Here is a 19,762-nt window from a genome sequence, read left to right as displayed (position 1 = left end):
GCAGTGTATTAACGCGCGATGGTGTTGGTGCGCTTGATCTTGTTCTGCAACTGCATGATGCCGTACAGCAGCGCTTCCGCCGTCGGCGGGCAGCCCGGCACGTAGACGTCGACCGGCACGATGCGGTCGCAGCCGCGCACCACCGAGTACGAGTAGTGGTAGTAGCCGCCGCCGTTGGCGCAGGAACCCATCGAGATGACCCAGCGCGGCTCGGCCATCTGGTCGTAGACCTTGCGCAGTGCCGGCGCCATCTTGTTGCACAGCGTGCCGGCGACGATCATCACGTCGGACTGGCGCGGCGATGGACGGAACACAATGCCGAAGCGGTCGAGGTCATAGCGGGCTGCGCCCACATGCATCATCTCGACCGCGCAGCAGGCCAGGCCAAACGTCATCGGGAACATCGATCCCGTGCGCGCCCAGTTGATCAGCTTATCGGCTGTGGTGGTAATGAAACCTTCGTTTAGAACGCCTTCATGAATAGCCATGGCTTATTCCCAATCAAGGGCACCTTTCTTCCAGATGTACCAGAAACCAACCACGAACTCGGCAATGAACACCATCATCGTGATGAAGCCGGTCCAGCCCAGTTCGCGCATGGAGACGCCCCATGGGAAGAAGAATGCCGTTTCCAGATCAAACAAAATAAAGAGAATCGCGACCAGATAGTAACGGACGTCGAATTTCATGCGCGCGTCTTCGAAAGCTTCGAAGCCGCATTCGTAAGGGGAGAGCTTTGCAGCGTCGGGCCGTTGCGGTCCGAGCAGATATCCGAGCACCTGGGGTGCGACGCCGACACCGACGCCAATCAGGATGAAGAGAAGAACGGGGAAGTAATTTTCGAGGTTCACGATGAAGCCTATGTTGAACGATCGGGTTAATGAAACCACTGCATGCCTGCAGCGCCGTATCGCGCAATCCTGGCTTCGTACTTGCCACCAGGACCGTACGACTGATCCTCGTAAAAAAGCCAGCTCAGGCATGAGAGCAATTGCTCGTTTGCCCTTGCTGGCTTTTTCTGTATCTTGGTGCCGACGGCGAGACTCGAACTCGCACAGCTTGCGCCACTACCCCCTCAAGATAGCGTGTCTACCAATTTCACCACGTCGGCTGGAGACCAGTATTCTACCCTGCTTTAGCACCCTTTTTCAATGCTCAAATTGAGCCATCGCAAGGAAAAACAAGGAATTTCTCAAACTTTCCTTCGTTATGCCTTTGAAAACATGGCGAAAGAGGCATGAGCACCGGATAAATGCCCTGGTCAGGTAAATACCGGCTGTACTACAGAGGAAAAATTCGAGCTTGCGGGGCGCTTGCCGGAGGGATGCAGGGTGGGCGGTTCCTCCGCCCACGCGTTCAACGCACGTTTGCACGTCGAATCGCGATACCTATCCGCTACCCTGCCACCACCTTGAAGCCACGCAGGGAGCCCCAGAGAGCCACCCACGTCTACAACTGAAACGATACGTATTACTTGGCCGGACCTGGCTCCGACTGCGCAGCCGGCGCCGGCGACACCGTCGCAGGAACCGTCTCGGCAGGACCTGCCGGCGGCACGTCGGCCGTCGGTGCAGCCGGCACACCGGCGGTCGGCGCAACGGCTTCAGGGGCGGTGGTCGTGGCAGGCACGTTCGCGCCGGCATTCGCCGGTACGCCATTGGCCGGCGCCGCCATGCGCTCCATCACGCCGCCGCTCGGCGCCGCGCCCGGGGTACGGTTGTTGCTCATGTACGCCAGCGACAGGGTCGAGGCGAAGAAGATGGCGGCCGCCACCGCGGTCGACTTCGACAGGAAGTTCGACGAACCGCTGGCGCCGAACAGGCTGCCCGAGGCGCCGGAACCGAAAGCGGCGCCCATGTCGGCACCCTTACCGTGCTGCAGCAGGACCAGGGCAATGATTGCCAGTGCGGAGATAACCTGCACGACAACAACAAGATTGAACATCACGCTCATACCAATTCCATTCCAAGTTTAACTACGTTGCAAATACTGAATTTCTAAAAGCAGTGCCCGGCTTCAGGCCGCCGCTTCCGCCGCGCCGATGATCGCCAGAAAGTCGGTCGCCTTGAGCGCCGCGCCGCCGATCAGGCCGCCGTCGATATCAGGCTGGGCCAGCAGCTCGACCGCGTTGTCCGGCTTCATGCTGCCGCCGTACAGGATCGCGACCTTCTCGCTTGCCGCCGCGCTGCGTTCGCGCAGCTGGCTGCGCAATTGCGCATGCACTTCCTGCGCCATCGCCGGCGTGGCCGTCTTGCCGGTGCCGATCGCCCAGACAGGTTCGTAGGCGACCACGATACGCGCGATGGCGTCGTCGTCAAGCAGTTCCAGTACGGCAGACATTTGTTTGCCGACTACAACATTTGTTTGTCCCGCTTCGCGTTCGTCGAGGGTTTCGCCCACGCAGACGATCGGGGTCAGGCCGGCATTCAATGCCGCCAGCGCCTTGCGCGCCACCTGCTCGCTCGTCTCGCCATGGTAGGCGCGGCGCTCCGAGTGGCCGACGATCGCGTAGCGGCAGCCGAACTCGGCCAGCATCGACGCGGCGACTTCGCCGGTGTAGGCGCCGCTCGCGTGGAGCGACACGTCCTGCGCGCCCCAGGCCAGCGGCGTGCCGGCCAGCGCATCGGCGCATTGCTGCAGGTAAGGCGCCGGCACGCACACGGCGGCGTTTGCCTTGGCGATACTGCCCAAGCCGTCAACAATACCGCCGAGCAGCGTCGCATTATTCGCGCGGCTGCCATTCATTTTCCAGTTACCTACAACGAGTTTGGGACGCATATTACCCCACAGTCAAATAACCCGCTATTCTAGCTGCCGTTCATGGGGCGGTCAAACAATGGCTGGGCTGGCGTGTTGAAAAGACGTCAAGGATTTGGACGTCAAATTGATGGTGCGCGGCGAAACTGGTGTCCGTTGAACGCGTGGGCGGGGAACCCGCCCACCTTACGCTGGCTTGCGAAACGCTGCCTTGTACCGCAGCGGTGTAGGGTGGGCGGGTCTCCCGCCCACGCGTTCAGCCAGCCGATGCACCGCCACGCAGCGGCTTACACCACCGTGAGCACAATCTTCCCCACATGCGTACTCGACTCCATCAGCGCATGCGCCGCGGCCGCCTCCTCCAGCGGGAAAGTCCTGTAAATCACCGGCTTCACCTTGCCCGCCTCCAGCAACGGCCACACCCGCTCGCGCAGGTTGCGCGCAATCGCCCCTTTAAAAGCGACCGGCCGCGGCCGCAGCGTCGACCCGCTGATGCTCAGGCGCCGACGCAGCACCTGCCCCAGGTCCACATTCGCCTTGGCCCCACCCAGCAGCGCAATCAGCGCAATCCGCCCATCGTCCGCCAGGCAATCGATCTCGCGCGCCACGTAATCGCCAGCCACCATGTCCAGCACCACGTCGACGCCGCGTCCGCCGGTCAGCTCCTTCACCACCGCGACGAAATCCTCGTCGCGGTAATTGATGCCGCGCTCGGCGCCGAGTTCTTCGCAGGCGCGGCATTTGTCGTCGCTGCCGGCGGTGGCGAACACGCGGTGGCCCAGTGCGGTGGCCAGCTGGATCGCGGTCACGCCGATGCCCGAGGTGCCGCCCTGCACCAGCAGCGTCTCGCCCTCGCTCAACTGCGCGCGGTCGAACACGTTGGTCCAGACCGTGAAGAAGGTTTCCGGCAGCGACGCCGCTTCCACCATGCTCAAACCGGCAGGCACCGGCAGGCATTGGGCCAGCGGCGCCGCACAGTACTCGGCATAGCCGCCGCCCTGCACCAGCGCGCACACCATGTCGCCTTTCGAAAAACCGCTATCGCCCAGGTCGCCGTCGACGATCTCGCCCGCCACTTCCAGCCCCGGCAGGTCGGAGGCGCCCGGCGGCACCGGATAGTTGCCCTGGCGCTGGAACACGTCCGGGCGGTTGATGCCGGCGGCGTGCACCCTGATCAGCACCTCGCCCGCTTTCAGTTCCGGCGTCGGCCGCTCGCAGGGCTGCAGTACCTCGGGTTTGCCCGGCTGGGTGATTTCGATCGCGCGCATGGTTCGGCCTCCATTAAGAAAGCGATCATTGTACGGCAGCGTCATCGGCCTTGTTTTTGTTGCTCGATGGCGACTATATTTCTGATTGCTGTGCTCAAGCGCAAACAAATTCTCTAATGCATGAGCTTTTTGGGGAACTTTAGAGCTGGCACAACGAACGCGTCCGTGACCATCTTGTAAGACTTATCCCCGCCGCATAGATTGGAGGGCACGAGCTCAGGCATACGAGTCGTCCCCCACCACTATCGAAGGAGCACATCATGCAATCGATGTCCGCTGCCCTGTCACAGTTTGCGCGCCGAACGGCATCCGCATTTTCCCGTCCCACGCCAGAGAATCGTCCGCGCCGCGGCATGCTGCTCGGCAGCGTCGCGCTGGCGATTGCCCTTGCCCTGCCCGGCCAGTACGCCGACGCCCAGGACTGGACCACCGAGCGCTGGACCGGCACCTGGGGCGCGGCCCCGGCCGGTCCGCCACCGGCCGCCAACCTGCAAACCTTCACCGACCAGACCCTGCGCCTGATCGTCCACACCAGCATCGGCGGCAACCGCGTACGCATCCGCGTGTCGAACGAGATGGGGACCACGCCCTTGAACGTCGGCGCCGCCCGCATCGGCGTGCGCGCCGGCGGCTCCGACGTGGCCCCCGGCACCGACCGCGCGCTCACCTTCGGCGGCAACGCGTCGGTGACGATCCCGCCCGGCGCGCCGGTCCTGTCCGACCCGGTCGAACTGAACGTGCCGGCGCTCGGCGATCTCGCCGTCAGTCTCTACCTGCCGGGTACGGTCGAAGCGAACACGATCCACAACGTGGGCTCGCAGACCAACTACGTTTCGCTGCCGGGCAATTTCACTGCCGCCCCGACGCTACCGGTGCAGCGCACGATCACGGCCTGGCCCTTCCTCACCGAAGTCGACGTCGACAGTGCCGGCCCATCGATCGTGACCCTGGGCGACTCGATCACCGACGGCACCCGCAGCACGCCCGACACCAACAACCGCTGGCCCGACTGGCTGGCGCGCCGCCTGCAGACCGTGCGCGACCCGGTGCTCGGCATCAACGGCCGCCTGGGCGTGGTCAACCGCGGCATCAGCGCCAACCGCCTGCTCGGCAACCCAGCCAACCTGCTGGGCGGACGCAGCATCCTCGAACGCTTCGACCGCGACGTGCTCGCCACCGCCGGCGTGCGCTACATGACTCTGATGATCGGCATTAACGACATCGGCAACAGCCCGGCAACCAGCCCGATCCCTGCGGCCGACCTCATCGCCGGCTACCGCCAGGTGATCGCGCGCGCCCACGCGAAAGGCATCGCCGTGTTCGGCGCCACGCTCACGCCGTTCGAGGGAGCGGGCTATTACTCGCCCGAGAAGGAAGTCGTGCGCCAGGCGGTGAACAACTGGATTCGTTCGAGCGACGAATTCGACGGCGTGATCGACTTCGACCTCGCCACGCGCGACCCGGCGCACCCGACGCGCTTCCTGCCGGCCTACGACAGCGGCGACCATTTGCACCCGAACGACCTTGGGTACCAGGCGATGGGCAATGCGGTGCCGCTGGGGCTGTTTCGGTCGCTGGGGGTGTCGGGCTTGAAACCGGCGCGGCAGAAGGCTCAAATACCGGCGCAATAAGCTATTACCGTAGGGTGGGCACTTCACTTGTGCCCACGCGGTGATACGCAACGGCTCCGATGTCGTGCTCGACGATCTCGCTGCCGCGTATCACCGCGTGGGCTCGGGAGCCCACCCTACGTTAAGCCAGGGCCAATTCAACATCCTGGACGCCGGCGGCCAACCTGGCTTACTTGGCGATCAGCACCGGCTCATCGAACCCCAGCTCCTTCATCCGCGGCAGCTGCGTCTTGGCATCGCCCACCACCAGCCACACCATCTTCGACGGATCCAGGTACTTCTGCGACAACGCCTGGATGCGTGGCAGCGTCATTGCCTTGACGATCCCTTCACGCTCTTTCACGTAGTCAGGGCGCCAGCCGTACTTGCTGATGTTGTCGAGCATGGCCAGCTTGGCTGCGGACGTTTCAAAAGCGCGCGCATTGCTTTTCACGAGGAAGTTGCGGGTCGTCTCGAGGTCGGCCGCCGAATAGGTCGCCGGATAGTCCTGCAGGATCTGCTTCACCAGTTGGGTCGACTCGAGCGTGACGTTGCTGCGCACGCCGCTGGCGATGATGAAGGGTCCGGGGCTCTTGCTGCCCGAGAAATTCGATGTGATGCCGTAGGTGTAGCCTTTGCCTTCGCGCAGCTGCTGGGTCAGGCGCGACGCGAAACCGCCGCCGCCCAGGATGTAGTTCATCACGGTGGCCGGGTAGTAGTCCGGATCGGTGGCGGCCAGCGCCCGGTAGCCGACCTGCAGCACCGACTGCTTGGCATCCGGCACGTCGACGAAGTACACCTTGCCGGGCGCCTGGCCGGCCGCGCTCGTGGCTGCCGGCAAAGCTACCGGCTTGGCTTTCCATGTACGGTTCAGGCCGGCCAGCGAAGCGGCAATGGCGGATTTCGGCAAGGCGCCGACCACGTGCATGCGCGCATTCGAGGGCGACAGGTTGGCGCTGTAATAGCGTTTCAGGTCGTCGATGGTGATGGCGTTCACCGTCTCGGCGGTGCCGAGGATATTGCGCGAACGGAGATCGTCCTTGGCGTAGACCAGCTTGCTGAAATTGATGGCGGCCAGTGCGTTCGGATCGGCTTCCTGCTGGCGGATCTGGCTCAGCACGCTTTGCTTGATGAGGGCGAATTCCTTTTCGTCCCAGCGCGGCTGCAGCAGGATTTCCTGCACCAGGTCGAGCGTCGCACGGTAGTTGCGCGCCAGCGTCGTCACGCTGATGCGCACGTCCTCGGTGCGCGCCGTCACGTTGATCGTTGCGCCCAGCTGCAGGATCGCTTCTTCCAGTTCCTGCGGGGTTTTCTTCGCGGTGCCCTGCGTCAGCATGCGCGCCATCAGGTTGGCCACGCCGACCTTCTCCGGCTTGTCCAGCAGCAGGCCGCCGTCGATGGCGATGTCGAACTGCACCAGCGGCACTTCCCGGTTCTCGATACCGACCACCCGCATGCCGTTGGCCAGCGTCGCGTTCCACACCTGTGGCACCTTGACGGCAAGCGCCTCGCCGTACGGTGGCTCCTTGCTGCGGTCAAACGTCGATGGTGTTTTTGTGTACTCGGCATTCGCGGTCGGATCGACCGCATTCTCGGCGCCCTGCACCACTTTTTCTTCGACGACTTCGGCCTTGGACGAATCGGTCAAGGCCAGCGCCAGCTTGCCCTTCGGGACGAAACTGGTCGCCACAAACGGTTTACCCTTGATGTAGGTGTCGTACACGCGCCGCACGTCGGCCGTGGTGACGGCCAGCGTCTTCTTGACGCCTTCGGCCACATAGCCCGGATTGCCGGTCAGGTAGTTGTATTCCGCCAGCAGCGCCGACTTGCCGAGCACGCTCGACACCGAGTTGTAGAAACGGGTCTCGAGGCCGGCCTTGATGCGGTTCAGGTCTTTCTCGGAGATGCCCTCTTCCTCGAATTTGGCGAAGGCCTGGTTGACGGCGCCGGCTACCTCGTCGAGTGGCTTGTTCTCGAAGGCGCGGATGCGCAGCATGAACTGGCCCGCCAGTTCGGCGGTCTGGTTGCCGATCTGGACCGCGGGCGCGAGCTTGGTGTCTTCCACCAGCACTTTGTAGAACGGCGCGCGCTTGGTCTCGGACAGGTATTCGGCCAAGACTTCCAGCGCATACGAATCCGGATGCAAGTCCTCGACGGTCGGCCAGGTCATCGTCAGTTCGGGCAGCTTCGCGAAGTTGTCCTCATGCGCCAGCTTGACGGTCTGCTTCAGCACGCCCGGACGCTTGACCAGGGCGGGAATTGCATCGCCGCGCTTGATCTCGGAAAAATATTTTTCCACCCATTTGCGCGCCTGCACCGGATCGAAGTCGCCGGCCAGCACCAGGGTCACGTTGTTCGGCACGTACCACAGGCGGAAGAATTCCTTGACGTCGTCCAGGGTCGCATTCTGCAGGTCGTCGAGCGAACCGATCACCTGCCAGTTGTACGGATGGTTTTCCGGGTACAGCGCCTTGTTGATGACGTAGCGGGTGTGGCCGTAGGGCGCATTGTCGACGCCCTGGCGTTTCTCGTTCTTGACGACCTGCTTTTCCTTGGCCAGCACCGGCTCGGTGACGGTATTGATGAACCAGCCGAGCTTGTCCGCTTCGGCCCAGATCATTTTTTCCAGCGCATCCTTGGGGACGGTCTGCAGGTAATTCGTGCGGTCCTGCGAGGTCGAGCCGTTGGCGCCCGAGCCGCCGATGCGCGCCGTCATCTTGTCGAGCCCGCCCTTGCCGAGGTTTTCCGACTCCAGGAACAGCAAGTGTTCGAACAGGTGCGCAAAACCCGTGCGCCCCGCCTTTTCGCGCGCCGAGCCCACGTGCGCGGTCAGGTTGACGGCCACGACCGGGTCGGAACGGTCGATGTGGAAGATGACCTCCAGGCCGTTGGGCAGCGTGAACTTCTGATACTCCACTGTCAGGGCGGCTTTCGGCGCAGCGGTTTTCGACGCAGCGGCGGCCTGCGCCGGGAGAGGCAGGGTCGACGCGAGGGTCGAGGCCACGCAGGCGGCTAGTAGCAGGGTCGGGCGAACAATCTTCATGCAATCACATCCTCGGAATGGAACGAACGGGCGGCGCACGATCGGCGCACGCCTTAAGGTTCTGGATACTATTGCAATTTCCTGATTGCTACAACGTTGGCGCTGGGATGCAAGTGCAATGGTAGTGGCTGTACTTCCACGATAAAGAACGTTCAATTCCCGATTTTTGGAAGATGCTCGGCCTGTGCCCGATTCCATGATTTACGGGAAATGCTCGGCCCCGGCGGGCGGCACGACCCATCGGTGCATGCGTTCTTCGTAGACCGAGACCGCGGGCGCCGGGAATGCCGGATCGGCGAATGCACCGACGATGATTGAATAGCCGGATTCTTCCGTGACTGTCATTGCCTTTTCGTAAAGAACACATATCGAAACAAAACAAATATTGCGGTCCAAAACGCCCACTGAAGGGAGAAAAGATAAACAAAGACCTTCAAGGTGCCCACTGGGTCAGCCTCCGAGTAACATCCGTCGCTGGTCTGCACACAAGGCGGCGCATTGATCAGGTCATACAAGGCGATTGGCAAGAAAATTAATGTCGGCAATGGAATTGGAAGTCGGCCGAAGGCAATACCAAAAGAGAAAAACAAGGTGAAAACAGTGCTGGCCCACACGATCGAGTTGGTTCGGTGGTAAACGAGTTTGGCGAAAACAATAGCAAGAAGGAGCAGAAGAAGGGGAGAAAAGAGAATCAAGTCACGCATACATTGCTGGTTAATTTAAGATAATCAATGGTGTAGGGCAGTCCTGGGAAGACCATCGTTTCCACGACAAGCAAAGCCTTGCGCACACGGCTTCAGGCAACCGATACGCCAGTCCCAGGCCGCATGACCAGGAAATCGCCTTCATCCCCGACCAGCCCCCACCCTTCCCGCTCGTAGAACCGCCGCGCCGCCGCATTGGTCCGGAAAACGCGCAGCCAGATGCCGCGGCCCGCGCGCCGGCTGTCGGCCTGGAGCGTCGCCAGCAAGCGTGCGCCGACACCGTCCGAGCGGAACCCGGGATCGAGCACCAGCATGCTCAGGTAGTCTTCGTCGCTGCCGTGGTCGACCTGCAGATAGCCCGCGAAACGTCCATCGACCTCGATCACTTGCGTCGACAAGTCGACGAAAGCCTTGTCGAAATAGGCCTGCTGCCAATCGTCATCCCAGCCCCAGATGATCTCGATATGGTGCCTGAGCGCCGCTTCGTAGAGCTGCCGGATGCGCGGCTTGTCCCCGGCAAGGGCGGGCCGCGTGGTCACCGACCGCGTCATCCGCCACCCGTGCGCGACTGCGCCGGCAGCGGCGTCCCCACCTTCCACGTGCGCGACAGGGCCTGCGCCTCTTCGATCTGCTCCTGCGTCATGGTTTTGGCGATCGACGCGCGCTGGCTGACGGCGTTGTTGTTGCCGGCGGCGGCGGCCAGGTTCCACAGCATGTAGGCGATGACCGGATCGCCCGGCACGCCGGCCACGTGGTAGCGGTACATCAGGCCGAGCGCGTGCTGGGCTTCGCCGTGGCCCTGCTCGGCCGCCTTGCGAAACCAGCTGACGGCGTGCTTCTGGTCCTGGGGCACGGCGTTGCCGGTGTAGTACATGGCGCCGACCACGTACTGGGCGTCGGCCTTGCCCTGCTGCGCCGCCTTCAGATGCCAGGTGAACGCCTGCTTGTAGTCGCGCGCGGTGCCGCGGCCCATGTAGTACATCAAGCCCAGCAAGTGCTGGGCATCGGGATTGCCGGCGCGCGCCAGCGGGGCGATCTCCTTCATCGCCAGCGCGTAATTGCGCGCGTTGTACGCGCTCGCCCCTTCGGGGAAACCTGCCAGTGCCGCGCCGTGCAGGCCGCAACTCAGGCCCAGCGCCAGCAGGATCGCTACGGTAAATTTTTTCATTGTCTCAGTACGTGGATCGGTCTTTGCGCCTACCTTGTCCGATGTGGTTTACTTCCAGCTGACCTTGCCCAGTCCGTCGACACTCACCCGGCGGTTGAGCGGCTTGCCGTAGACTGTGACCGATCCCATGCCCGACAGGTTCAGGTTGGCGCTCTGGTGCGCGGTAATCGTCGCGTTGCCCAGGCCCGATAGTTCGAGCGTGACGGCGTCCGCCACGAACTGCTGCGCGTCGAGCCCGCCCAGGCCGCTCAGCTCGGCCGTCAATGTCTTGCTGCGCCCGAGCAGCGTCACGTAGCCGGCGCCCTGCAAGTCGAGGTTGATGCGCTCGCTGTTCATGCCGGCCAGGCGCATGCTGCCCACGCCGCCGAGGCTGGCGCTGATGACGCGGAAGTCGGCGTTCACGTTCATCGAGCCGGCGCCGTCCAGCGACAGTTCGAGTTCCTCGCCCTTGAACCCGGTGATCTCGGTCATGCCGACGCTCTCCGAACTCACTTCGCGCAGGTTCGGCATCACCAGGTCGGCGCGCACGCCGTTCTTGCGCCCCATGCGCATCTCGTGCATCTCGGTGCCGATGACGACCGTGTCGCCGCTTTGCAGCGTCGTCATCTGCGCGATGAAGCGCGGCTCGCCGGACAGGACCAGCGCCGCCGGGCTGCCCTGGCGCACGCGCAGGTCGACCACGCCGTCGATCTTGATGCGCACCACGCGCGCGTCGAGCGGACGCGTTTCCGTGGCGGTTTCGGGCGCGGCCGACGCCAGGCGCATCAGCGCCAGCAAGCCGATGGCCACCAGGCCGGACTTCAACAATGTGTTCATGTGCTTCTCCGTGTTCATGTTCTTGTTTGTGCCACCGCCGCGCCGCACAACGTCGCTTGCCCGGCAATTCTTATACAGTTTGACAATGAAGTCACTATAACGATGCGCCCGCACCGCCCGGCCCGGATTGCGACAGACTGCAGATTTGCGGCACCAGACGACAAATCGACGGGCTCGCCGCCCTGCGTCCGGTCAACATGCATACGCAAAAGGATTTCCGTTCTAATATTCCCTTGCGCTAAGATGAAATGCTTCGGGTGCCCTGCGTCCGGAGCATTTCATTCGACTCAGCCCTTCTATCGAGGTCATCAATGCGCATGCGCCATCTTCCCGTCCTGCTGGCCGGGCTCGGCTTGTCGGTCTCCGCCCTCGCGGCCAGCGACAAGTGGGACCTGCCGGTCCACACCAAGAAACTCGACAACGGCCTGACCGTCATCGTCACCGAAGACCACAGTTCGCCCACCGTCGGCGTCTCCGTCGTCTACCACGTCGGCATGCGTCTCGAACCGAAGAACCGTACCGGCTTCGCCCACCTGTTCGAACACCTGATGTTCCAGGGGACGCCGAACGCGCCGAAAGGCGTGTTCGACAAGACGATCACCGGCGGGGGCGGGCGCAACAACGGTTCGACCCGCCCCGACTTCACCAACTACATCGAAACCGCGCCTGCGTCCGCGCTGGAACCGATCCTGTGGCTGGAAGCGGACCGCATGAAGACGCTCGACTTCAACAAGGAAACGCTCAAGAACCAGCAGGACGTGGTCAAGGAAGAGATCCGCGTGAACGTGAAGAACCAGCCCTACGGCGGCTTCATGTGGCTCGACATCGGCCAGCACGCCTTCCAGAAATGGGAGAACAACCACGACGGCTACGGCAGCTTCGAAGACCTCGAGAACGCCAGCCTGGACGACGTGCGCGCCTTCCACCGCGATTACTACGGCCCGAACAACGCGGTGCTGGCGATCGCCGGCGACGTGACCCCGGCCCAGGGCTTTGCGCTGGCCCAGAAATACTTCGGCAGCATTGCCGCGCGCCCGGTGCCGAAAGGCGGCGACTTCAGCGAAGGCTTGAACAAGGCCGAAAAGCGCATCGAGCAGAGCGACCCGCTGGCGCAAGTGCCGGCGCTGGCCGCCGCCTGGAAGATGCCGGAACGCGGCAGCCGCGACCAGGCGCCGATGGCCGTGCTGGGCGAACTGCTGGCCGGCGACGATGCGTCCGTGTTGTACCAGGGCCTGGTCAAGGGCCGCGAACTGGCGCTCAACACCGAAGTCCTGTTCGGCCTCACCAGCCCGTGGGAATTCGGCGGCCCGACCCTGTTCACCGTCTACACGATGTACAAGCCGACCACGAATGCCGACGCCATCCTGAACGCCATGGATGAAGAGGTCGCGAAGATCGTCAAGGACGGCGTCGACGCCGCCACCCTGAAACGGGTGAAGACGCGCATGCTGGCCGACTGGAACAACGGGCTGGAAAGCTTCATCAGCCGCGCCGACACCCTGGCGCGCCTGCAGACGCTGTGGGGCGACGCCAACGTCGTCAACAAGATCCCGGGCTGGATCGAAGGCGTCACCTCTGCCGACATCCAGCGCGCGGCCTCGATCTACCTGGTGAAGAACAACCGCACCGTCATCGACCGCAAGCCCGTCGCCAAGGTGGCGGATGCCGGTGCACCAACCACGCCGGCTGCCGGCGCACAAAAGTAAGGAGCGCATCGATGAACAAACTGATGCTGACACTGGCGATTTCGCTTGTCTTCGCCCCGGCTGCCTTTGCCGAGGCTCCCACCTCCAACGCCATGCCGCCCTACGGCGCCGACAAGCCGATCCCGACGCCGAAGATCGTCAAGAAGACCCTGTCCAACGGCATGACGGTCTGGGTCGTACCGCGCCAGGGCCTGCCGCGCGTGGACTACGTGCTGGCCGTGCGCGGCGCCGGCTTTGCCGCCGACGACAAGGACCATCCGGGCTTCGCCAACATCCTGGCCGGGATGATCAACGAAGGCAGCGCCAGGCGCGACTCGCGCGCGATCGCCGAAGCGGCCCAGGGCATGGGCGGCTCGGTGGCCGCCGGCCCGGCCGCGGACGGCATCGTCGTCCAGGCCAATGCCGTCGCTTCGCAGGCCGGCCCGATGATGGCGCTGCTGGCCGAGGTGTCGCGCACGCCGAGCTTCCCGGCGAAAGAGGTCGAGCTGACCAAGGCGAATGCGCTGCAGGCGCTGCGCGCGGCCGAGGCCACGCCGAGCTTCCGCGCCGAGCGCGCGGTCAGCCAGGCCGTGTATGGCGCACACCCGTACGGCCATACCCAGCCGACCGCCGCCGCCATCACGTCGGTCACGCAGGACATGCTGCGCGGCGCGCACGCCCAGCGCTTCCGTCCGGACCGCGCGCTGCTGGTCATCACCGGCAGCATCAAGGAATCCGAGGCGATGAAACTGGTGCAGGCTGCCTTTGGCGACTGGAAGGCGCAGGGCCCCGCCCTGGCCGAGCCGGCGCCGCCGGCGCGCGCCGCGCAACCGGCGCGCATCCTGCTCGAACGCGCGGGCAGCGTGCAGTCGACCATCCGCGTGGGCGGCCCCGGCATCGCCGCCAGCGCCGACGAGCAGGTGCCGCTGCGCCTGGCCAGCACCATCCTCGGCGGCGGCTTTTCGAGCCGCGTGAACATCAACCTGCGCGAGCAAAAGGGCTATACCTACGGCGCCTCGGCCGGGGCGCGCATGAACCGCGCCGGCGGCGCCATCGTCGGCGGCGCCGACGTGCGCAACGAAGTCACGGGTGCGGCCCTGACCGAATACCTGAACGAGTACCGCCGCATCGGCAGCGAACTGGTGCCGGCCGACGAAATGACGATGAACAAGCGCTACGTCGCCGGCGGCTACCTGATCAGCAACCAGCTGCAAGCCTCGGTCGCCTCGACGCTGGCGCGCAACTGGCTGATCGGCCTGCCGCCGGAATTCCTCGGCCAGTACGTGCCGCTGATCCAGAAGGTGACGCCGCAGCAGGTGCGTGACGTGTCGAAGAAGTATTTCGCACCGGAAGCGCAGTCGATCGTCGTCGTAGGCGATCCGAAGGCGGTGGGCGAGCAGCTCAAGGCGTTCGGCGAGTTTACGGTGACCGATAAATAAGGACGGTTTTGTCCGGTCGATTGTCCAAATCGATGCCCGCCGCGTGCGGGCATTTTTTTGGGCGGCCGGGTATGCATGGGTACGAAAACGCGTGGAGTCAGGACTCCACCCTACCGATACCGGATGATCGTAGGGTGGAGTCCTGACTCCACGCGTTACGTCGGATATGTCAGTGGCGTAGGGTTTCGACTCTTTACCCGCGCAGCGCCTTTTCCAGGTCTTCCAGCTCGGCCGGCTTGACCAGGTGCGCATCGAACCCGGCTTCCTGCGCGCGTCGGCGGTCTTCGGGCGAGCCGTAGCCGGTGTGCGCGACCAGGCGGATGTGCGCCAGTTCCGGGTTGGCCTTGATCATGCGCGCCAGCTGGTAGCCGTCGGCGCCGGGCAGGCCGATGTCGAGCACGATCACCTGCGGGCGGTGCTGCAGCGCCATGGCTTCGATCTCGCCGGCGTCCGACGTGGTCCAGGTTTCGTGGCCCATCTCGGCCAGCAGGAAGCCCATCATTTCCATGGCGTCGACGTTGTCGTCCACCAGCAGCACACGCAGGCCGCCGCCGGCGTTCGTCTCTTCGCCGGCCGCGTCGGTGGCGCATTCGGCGCCGCTGGTGCGCAGGACCGGCAGCTCCACCGTGAAGGTGCTGCCCAGGCCGATGCCCGGGCTTTCCGCATGCAGCTGGCCGCCGTGCATCTCGAGCAGGCGCGAGACCAGCGACAGGCCGATGCCGAGCCCTTCCGGCGCGCGGTCCGGCGGCACGGCGGCCTGGGCGAACATGCCGAAGATGCGCGGCAGGCTGTCCTCGGCGATGCCGATGCCGTTGTCCTGCACGGCGATGTGCACGCTGTCGCCATGCAGGGTCACGCTCAGCGTGATCGCGCCGCCCTTCGGTGTGAACTTGGCCGCGTTGTGCAGCAGGTTGCCCATCGATTGCGCCAGGCGCACCGGGTCGCCCGCGACCCAGACCTGGCACTCGGGCTGGTGCACGGCGAGCGTGTGGCCGCGCGAACCGATCAGCGGGCCGGCGGTTTCGAGCGCCTGTTCGATCACGGCGCCGAGGTTGACTTCCTCGCGCCGCAGCACGATCTTGCCTTCCGAGATGCGCGCCACGTCGAGCAGGTCGTCGACCAGGTGTGCCAGGTGGTCGACCTGGCGCAGGATGACTTCGCGCGCATGTGCGTGGCGCCCGCCGGCGTTCTCGCCGCCCACGCCGAGCAGCGTGGCGGCGTTGCGGATTGGACTCAAGGGATTGCGCAGCTCGTGCGCCAGCGTGGCCAGGAACTGGTTTTTGTTGGCGTCGGCCGCGCGCAGCAGCCCTTCCATTTCGCGCCGCGCCGAGACGTCGCTGGTGACGCGCGCCACCCGGTACACCTCGCCGCGCGCGTTACGCACCGCGAACAGGCGGTCGCGCACCCAGCGCATCGCGCCGTCCGGCAGCACCACGCGGAACTCCTCGTCGTAATGCGGCTGGGTCGCCAGCGTGGCCCAGCGTCCGGCCAGGCGCGGACGGTCGTCGGGATGCACGGCGTCGAGCCAGCTGGCGTGCTGGCGCTTGAGCGAATCGATGCTGCGGCCCCAGATCGTGGCATACGCCGGGCTGACGTAGCCGAGCGCGCCGTCGGGCGCCGAAAACATCCAGAACACGTCTTCGATGTTGTCGGTCAGCTGGCGGAAGCGCTCTTCGCTTTCGCGCAGGTCGTCCTGGGTCTGGCGCATGCGCAGCAGCGCGTTGACGTTGGCGATCAGCTCGTCGGCTTCGATCGGCGCGGCCAGGTAATTGTCGGCGCCGCCTTCGAGGCCGCGGATCTTGTCGGCGCGGCCGGTCAGCGCGGCCGAAGTCTGCAGCACCAGCACGCCGTTGGTGTCGGGGTCGGCCTTGATGCGGCGGCACACCTCGATGCCGTTGATGTCGGGGAGCTTCACGTCCAGCAGCACCAGCGCCGGATCGTCCTCGCGGACCATCGCCAGCGCATCGGTGCCGTTCGCCGCTTCCAGCACCCGGAAGCCCGCGCTCTGCAGGATCCGGGTCTTGGCGTAGCGTGCGCCGTCGTTGTCGTCGACGTTCAGAATGAGTGGTGGAGTGACGGTCATGGTTCGGTATCTCGGGTGCCGGCAGGCGCCGACTGGGGAAATTGACGCGGCAGCGTCAGCGTGAAGGTCGAGCCCACGCCGGGGCGGCTGGTAACGTCGACGCGCCCGCCCAGCAGCTCGGCCAGGCGGCGGCACAGCGGCAGGCCCAGGCCCGTGCCCTTGCTGCGCCGCTGCAGCGGGTTCTCGACCTGCGTGAACTCTTCGAAGATCAGCTGCAGGTGCTCGGCATCGATGCCGATGCCGGTATCGGTGACGGCGAAGCGCAGCGTTTCGCCAGCATCACCGGCGTCCCCAGGCTCGACGCTGACGCGCACCGAACCCTGCTCGGTGAACTTCAATGCGTTCGAGATGAAGTTGCGCAGGATCTGGGACAGCATGGTCTCGTCCGACTCGAACGGCGTGTCGATGCCGTAGTTGTCGAACACCAGCTCGACCTTGTCGGTGTCGACCAGCGGGCGCATCATGCCCTTCAGGGCGCGGAACAGGTTCTCGACCACGACCGGCGCCGGCTGCGCTTCCACCCGGCCGGCCTCGATCTTGGCCAGGTCGAGCAGGTCGTTCACCAGTTCCGACATCTCGGTGGCCGTGCGCGAAATCAGGAACACCTGCCGTTCCTGTTCCGGCGTGAGTTCGCCGTCCATGCGGTCGAGCAGGAGTTTCGACAGCGCCCGGATCGACGACAGCGGCGTGCGCAATTCGTGGCTGGTATTCGACAGGAAGCGCGACTTCATTTCGTCGGCGCGGCGCAGGCGCTCGGCCTTGTCTTCGATCTCGGCGTAGAGCGCGACGATGCCGCGGTTGGTGTCTTCCAGCTCGCGCGTGAGCGACAGCAGGTCTTCCTGGCGCTCGCGCAGTTCGGCCAGGGTCTCGACCAGTTCGCGGTTCTGCTGCTGCATTTCTTCGTAGGAGTCGACGTCGGGCGTGGCCGCCAGTTCGGTGGCGATCTGCCCCAACTGGGTCGCGCTGACCGGCATTTGCGGCGGCAGCGCCTTGCGCATCCGTACCGTGAAACCGGCGCCGGGCTCGCGCACGCAGCCGTCCATCAGGCGGTGCGCGGTGACCAGCGCCTGGTCGGCCATCGCCGCGCCTTCGCTGCCTTCCTCGGACACCGCGCCGGCGCTGACGGTGACTTCGAGCTGCTGGCGCGCGGGCGTATCGACCAGCACGAATGCGGCGCGCGCGCTGCAATCGCCATGGCAGGCCGCGCGCGCCACTTCCGACACGGCGGTGGCGATGCGCACCTGGTCCTGCTTGGCAAAGCCGAGCAGTTGCGAGACCTGGCGCGCGCGCTGGCGCACCAGCACCACATCCATGTCGCTCTCGAGGGCGACGGTGAGGATGCGCTGGCTCATCCCGGGCCCCTGCGGCGTACCACCAGCACCATCGCATCGTCGCGGCGGCGGATGAAGTCGCGCATCAGCACCGCCGCCACCAGCGCGAGACTCCTCGCCAGCAGGCCCGGATACTTGTCCAGGTCCCACTGGGTCTGGATGCCGTCCGAATGCAGGATGCAGGTGGCGTGCGGCGGGCACGGCACCGCAAACTCCTGCACCTTGCGCATGTTGTGGCCGACGATGCCGTTATGCGACACCAGCGCGCGCCGGCTGTCGCCGTCGATCACGTAGGCGCCGATATTGCCGATGCCGGCAAAACGGACGGTATCGTTTTCAAAATCGATGCGCGCCGCCGCCAGCGCCGCGCCGCGCGTACTGCGCAAGGCCTCGTGCGCGGCCTCGACCAGGGCACCCGGTTCCGAGTGCGGCCGGTGCGCCAGTTCGCGGATCGCCGCGTGGGCGGCGGCGGCGGCATCCGGGCCGTGGCCGAGGCCATCGGCCGCGACCAGGCTGGCGCCGCCGCTGTCGCAGGCCACGCCCCAGCCGTCGCCGCACGCCTCTTCGCCGGCCAGCGGCACGGTCAGGGCGCCGACTTCGACGCGGCACAGGCTGGGCGCCGCCTCGTCGCGCCACAGGCGCATGAAGAACACGGCGCCGTCGCCGGGCGCCGTCCAGACGTCGAATTCGTGCGACAGCCGGCGCAGGGCGCCGAGCCCGGTGCCGGCCGTGCCGGCGGTGGACATGCCGTCGCGCAGGCAGGCCTCGAGGTCGGCGATGCCGGGTCCCTTGTCGACGGCCAGCACGTCGACCCCGGGCACGCCTTCGGCCTGCGCCACGTTCAGGTACAGCACGCCCTCGCCCGCATGCTTGAGCAGGTTGGTGCCGGCCTCGGTGACGATCAGCGCCAGCTGTCCGGCGCGGGTGTCGTTAAAACCCAGTTCGAGCGCCAGCTTCTGCCCGGCGCGGCGCGCGGCGGCGATGTCGCTGGCGTGCACGATCGGATACACATGCTGGGTCGAGAGGGAACTGATCAGCGTTTCCATTTGACGACCGCGATCGCGGTCCCTTCCCCAAAACGGGTATCGATCTCGAATTCGTCGACCAGGCGCTTCGAGCCGCCCAGGCCCAGGCCGAGGCCGCCGCCAGTGGTGTAGCCGTCGCGCAGCGCCATGTCCAGGTCGGGGATGCCGGGGCCGGCGTCGATGAAAACGATGCCGACGCCCTGGCGCAAGCCATCGGCCAGCTTGTCGAGGAAGACCATGCCGCCGCCGCCGTACTTGATCGTGTTGCGCGCCAGTTCGCTGGCAGCGGTAATCAGCTTGGTCTGGTCGACCAAGGACAGGCCGATGCCGACCGCGCGCTCGCGCACGTGCTTGCGCAGGTAGACGACGTCTTCGTCAGTGCGCAGCGGCAGCCTGACCCGGTCCGTGCGCAGCCGCTCGAGACGGTCGACCAGGTCGGTGTCGAATTCGACTCCAAATTCTGCCCCGGTGCTCATCTGTTCAGGTTCTTTCCGAGCAGGGTCATGCCCTTCTCGACGTTCAGTGCCGTCTTCACGCCATGCAGCGTCAGGCCCAGCTCGACCAGCGTGATGGCGACGGCCGGCTGCATGCCGACCACGACCGTCTGGGCGTCGAGTACGCGTGCCATCGCCGCCGTGTTGCTGATCATGCGCCCGATAAAGGAATCGACCAGGTCGAGCGCCGAAATGTCGATCAGCACGCCCTTGGCGCTGTCGCGCACGATGCGCTCGGTCAGGTCGTCCTGCAGGGTCAATGCCAGGCGGTCGTGCATGTCGACCTGGATCGTGACCAGCAGCAGGTCACCCATGCGCAGAATAGGAATGCGTTCCATC

General features: G+C 65.1%; 19 protein-coding genes and 1 tRNA gene. 3 read left to right on the top strand and 17 right to left on the bottom strand.

Annotation, left to right across the window (positions count from 1 at the left end):
- Window positions 1-8: 8 nt before the first annotated feature.
- The 6 genes from AC56LG_RS11300 to AC56LG_RS11275 all read right to left on the bottom strand — a co-directional run bounded on the left by AC56LG_RS11300 (window position 9) and on the right by AC56LG_RS11275 (window position 4,025).
- Window positions 9-488: a NuoB/complex I 20 kDa subunit family protein gene (locus tag AC56LG_RS11300; protein ID WP_056333529.1), complete on the bottom strand. Its 480-nt coding sequence runs from the start codon at window positions 486-488 to the stop codon at window positions 9-11.
- 3 nt (window positions 489-491) lie between these two features.
- The gene (locus AC56LG_RS11295; protein WP_056336180.1) at window positions 492-851 is read right to left on the bottom strand and encodes an NADH-quinone oxidoreductase subunit A; all 360 of its coding nucleotides are present in this window, start codon (window positions 849-851) and stop codon (window positions 492-494) included.
- Window positions 852-1,026: 175 nt separating this feature from the next.
- Window positions 1,027-1,111, bottom strand: a tRNA-Leu gene (locus AC56LG_RS11290).
- Between the two features lie 359 nt (window positions 1,112-1,470).
- The gene (secG, locus tag AC56LG_RS11285) at window positions 1,471-1,953 is read right to left on the bottom strand and encodes a preprotein translocase subunit SecG (protein WP_497166195.1); all 483 of its coding nucleotides are present in this window, start codon (window positions 1,951-1,953) and stop codon (window positions 1,471-1,473) included.
- A gap of 63 nt (window positions 1,954-2,016) precedes the next feature.
- Window positions 2,017-2,778, bottom strand: a complete 762-nt coding sequence (gene tpiA / locus AC56LG_RS11280) for a triose-phosphate isomerase (RefSeq protein WP_497166194.1) — start codon at window positions 2,776-2,778, stop codon at window positions 2,017-2,019.
- 266 nt (window positions 2,779-3,044) lie between these two features.
- Window positions 3,045-4,025 carry an NAD(P)H-quinone oxidoreductase gene (locus AC56LG_RS11275; RefSeq protein WP_497166193.1) on the bottom strand — a complete coding sequence of 327 codons (981 nt, stop codon included), beginning with the start codon at window positions 4,023-4,025 and terminating at the stop codon, window positions 3,045-3,047.
- Between the two features lie 260 nt (window positions 4,026-4,285).
- Between AC56LG_RS11275 and AC56LG_RS11270 the strand changes: the two genes are divergently transcribed.
- The gene (locus tag AC56LG_RS11270) at window positions 4,286-5,656 is read left to right on the top strand and encodes an SGNH/GDSL hydrolase family protein (protein WP_497166192.1); all 1,371 of its coding nucleotides are present in this window, start codon (window positions 4,286-4,288) and stop codon (window positions 5,654-5,656) included.
- A gap of 169 nt (window positions 5,657-5,825) precedes the next feature.
- Here the strand turns inward: AC56LG_RS11270 and AC56LG_RS11265 are convergent, their stop codons facing one another.
- The 6 genes from AC56LG_RS11265 to AC56LG_RS11240 all read right to left on the bottom strand — a co-directional run bounded on the left by AC56LG_RS11265 (window position 5,826) and on the right by AC56LG_RS11240 (window position 11,366).
- Entirely contained in the window at window positions 5,826-8,678 is a 2,853-nt protein-coding gene (locus AC56LG_RS11265; RefSeq protein ID WP_497166191.1) for a M16 family metallopeptidase, read from the bottom strand.
- A gap of 201 nt (window positions 8,679-8,879) precedes the next feature.
- A complete protein-coding gene (locus tag AC56LG_RS11260) occupies window positions 8,880-9,023 on the bottom strand; it encodes a hypothetical protein (RefSeq protein WP_497166190.1) in 144 nt (47 codons plus the stop codon).
- On the bottom strand, window positions 9,020-9,382 hold the full coding sequence (locus tag AC56LG_RS11255; RefSeq protein WP_497166189.1) for a hypothetical protein: 363 nt from the start codon (window positions 9,380-9,382) through the stop codon (window positions 9,020-9,022). The genes AC56LG_RS11260 and AC56LG_RS11255 overlap by 4 nt, the downstream gene beginning before the upstream one ends.
- Before the next feature lie 92 nt (window positions 9,383-9,474).
- Entirely contained in the window at window positions 9,475-9,933 is a 459-nt protein-coding gene (locus AC56LG_RS11250) for a GNAT family N-acetyltransferase (protein ID WP_497166188.1), read from the bottom strand.
- A complete protein-coding gene (locus AC56LG_RS11245) occupies window positions 9,930-10,550 on the bottom strand; it encodes a tetratricopeptide repeat protein (RefSeq protein WP_497166187.1) in 621 nt (206 codons plus the stop codon). Before AC56LG_RS11245 ends, AC56LG_RS11250 begins: the two co-directional genes overlap by 4 nt.
- Window positions 10,551-10,598: 48 nt before the next feature.
- Window positions 10,599-11,366, bottom strand: coding sequence for a GIN domain-containing protein (locus AC56LG_RS11240; RefSeq protein WP_497166186.1), 768 nt, complete (start codon window positions 11,364-11,366; stop codon window positions 10,599-10,601).
- 317 nt (window positions 11,367-11,683) lie between these two features.
- Between AC56LG_RS11240 and AC56LG_RS11235 the strand changes: the two genes are divergently transcribed.
- Both AC56LG_RS11235 and AC56LG_RS11230 read left to right on the top strand, forming a co-directional pair.
- Window positions 11,684-13,072, top strand: a complete 1,389-nt coding sequence (locus AC56LG_RS11235) for a M16 family metallopeptidase (protein WP_497166185.1) — start codon at window positions 11,684-11,686, stop codon at window positions 13,070-13,072.
- Between the two features lie 11 nt (window positions 13,073-13,083).
- Window positions 13,084-14,490, top strand: coding sequence for a M16 family metallopeptidase (locus AC56LG_RS11230; protein ID WP_497166184.1), 1,407 nt, complete (start codon window positions 13,084-13,086; stop codon window positions 14,488-14,490).
- A 193-nt stretch (window positions 14,491-14,683) separates the two neighbouring features.
- On the opposite strand, the gene AC56LG_RS11225 is transcribed toward AC56LG_RS11230, so the two are convergent.
- From AC56LG_RS11225 to AC56LG_RS11205, 5 genes are read right to left on the bottom strand one after another with little or no spacing between them, the layout of a single operon-like run.
- Window positions 14,684-16,573 carry a hybrid sensor histidine kinase/response regulator gene (locus AC56LG_RS11225; protein ID WP_497166183.1) on the bottom strand — a complete coding sequence of 630 codons (1,890 nt, stop codon included), beginning with the start codon at window positions 16,571-16,573 and terminating at the stop codon, window positions 14,684-14,686.
- On the bottom strand, window positions 16,570-17,925 hold the full coding sequence (locus AC56LG_RS11220; RefSeq protein WP_497166182.1) for an ATP-binding protein: 1,356 nt from the start codon (window positions 17,923-17,925) through the stop codon (window positions 16,570-16,572). The genes AC56LG_RS11225 and AC56LG_RS11220 overlap by 4 nt, the downstream gene beginning before the upstream one ends.
- On the bottom strand, window positions 17,922-18,950 hold the full coding sequence (locus AC56LG_RS11215) for an ATP-binding SpoIIE family protein phosphatase (RefSeq protein WP_497166181.1): 1,029 nt from the start codon (window positions 18,948-18,950) through the stop codon (window positions 17,922-17,924). The genes AC56LG_RS11220 and AC56LG_RS11215 overlap by 4 nt, the downstream gene beginning before the upstream one ends.
- Window positions 18,938-19,405, bottom strand: coding sequence for an anti-sigma regulatory factor (locus tag AC56LG_RS11210; RefSeq protein ID WP_497166180.1), 468 nt, complete (start codon window positions 19,403-19,405; stop codon window positions 18,938-18,940). The genes AC56LG_RS11215 and AC56LG_RS11210 overlap by 13 nt, the downstream gene beginning before the upstream one ends.
- Window positions 19,402-19,761, bottom strand: a complete 360-nt coding sequence (locus AC56LG_RS11205) for an STAS domain-containing protein (RefSeq protein WP_497166179.1) — start codon at window positions 19,759-19,761, stop codon at window positions 19,402-19,404. The genes AC56LG_RS11210 and AC56LG_RS11205 overlap by 4 nt, the downstream gene beginning before the upstream one ends.
- Between the last annotated feature and the right edge of the window lies 1 nt (window position 19,762).

The organism is Telluria sp. ZB2R32 (assembly GCF_059685715.1).
Note: the sequence above shows the minus strand (reverse complement) of the source record. Positions and strands in the feature narration are given on the sequence as shown.

What these genes read in the sequence shown, in the direction of transcription:
- AC56LG_RS11215 (WP_497166181.1), bottom strand. Translation starts at nt 18,950, where the DNA reads ATGGAAACGCTGATCAGTTCCCTCTCGACCCAGCATGTGTATCCGATC.
- tpiA (WP_497166194.1), bottom strand. Translation starts at nt 2,778, where the DNA reads ATGCGTCCCAAACTCGTTGTAGGTAACTGGAAAATGAATGGCAGCCGC.
- AC56LG_RS11210 (WP_497166180.1), bottom strand. Translation starts at nt 19,405, where the DNA reads ATGAGCACCGGGGCAGAATTTGGAGTCGAATTCGACACCGACCTGGTC.
- AC56LG_RS11220 (WP_497166182.1), bottom strand. Translation starts at nt 17,925, where the DNA reads ATGAGCCAGCGCATCCTCACCGTCGCCCTCGAGAGCGACATGGATGTG.
- secG (WP_497166195.1), bottom strand. Translation starts at nt 1,953, where the DNA reads ATGAGCGTGATGTTCAATCTTGTTGTTGTCGTGCAGGTTATCTCCGCA.
- AC56LG_RS11300 (WP_056333529.1), bottom strand. Translation starts at nt 488, where the DNA reads ATGGCTATTCATGAAGGCGTTCTAAACGAAGGTTTCATTACCACCACA.
- AC56LG_RS11240 (WP_497166186.1), bottom strand. Translation starts at nt 11,366, where the DNA reads ATGAACACATTGTTGAAGTCCGGCCTGGTGGCCATCGGCTTGCTGGCG.
- AC56LG_RS11225 (WP_497166183.1), bottom strand. Translation starts at nt 16,573, where the DNA reads ATGACCGTCACTCCACCACTCATTCTGAACGTCGACGACAACGACGGC.
- AC56LG_RS11205 (WP_497166179.1), bottom strand. Translation starts at nt 19,761, where the DNA reads ATGGAACGCATTCCTATTCTGCGCATGGGTGACCTGCTGCTGGTCACG.
- AC56LG_RS11265 (WP_497166191.1), bottom strand. Translation starts at nt 8,678, where the DNA reads ATGAAGATTGTTCGCCCGACCCTGCTACTAGCCGCCTGCGTGGCCTCG.
- AC56LG_RS11235 (WP_497166185.1), top strand. Translation starts at nt 11,684, where the DNA reads ATGCGCCATCTTCCCGTCCTGCTGGCCGGGCTCGGCTTGTCGGTCTCC.
- AC56LG_RS11230 (WP_497166184.1), top strand. Translation starts at nt 13,084, where the DNA reads ATGAACAAACTGATGCTGACACTGGCGATTTCGCTTGTCTTCGCCCCG.
- AC56LG_RS11270 (WP_497166192.1), top strand. Translation starts at nt 4,286, where the DNA reads ATGCAATCGATGTCCGCTGCCCTGTCACAGTTTGCGCGCCGAACGGCA.
- AC56LG_RS11255 (WP_497166189.1), bottom strand. Translation starts at nt 9,382, where the DNA reads ATGCGTGACTTGATTCTCTTTTCTCCCCTTCTTCTGCTCCTTCTTGCT.
- AC56LG_RS11250 (WP_497166188.1), bottom strand. Translation starts at nt 9,933, where the DNA reads ATGACGCGGTCGGTGACCACGCGGCCCGCCCTTGCCGGGGACAAGCCG.
- AC56LG_RS11260 (WP_497166190.1), bottom strand. Translation starts at nt 9,023, where the DNA reads ATGACAGTCACGGAAGAATCCGGCTATTCAATCATCGTCGGTGCATTC.
- AC56LG_RS11275 (WP_497166193.1), bottom strand. Translation starts at nt 4,025, where the DNA reads ATGCGCGCGATCGAAATCACCCAGCCGGGCAAACCCGAGGTACTGCAG.
- AC56LG_RS11245 (WP_497166187.1), bottom strand. Translation starts at nt 10,550, where the DNA reads ATGAAAAAATTTACCGTAGCGATCCTGCTGGCGCTGGGCCTGAGTTGC.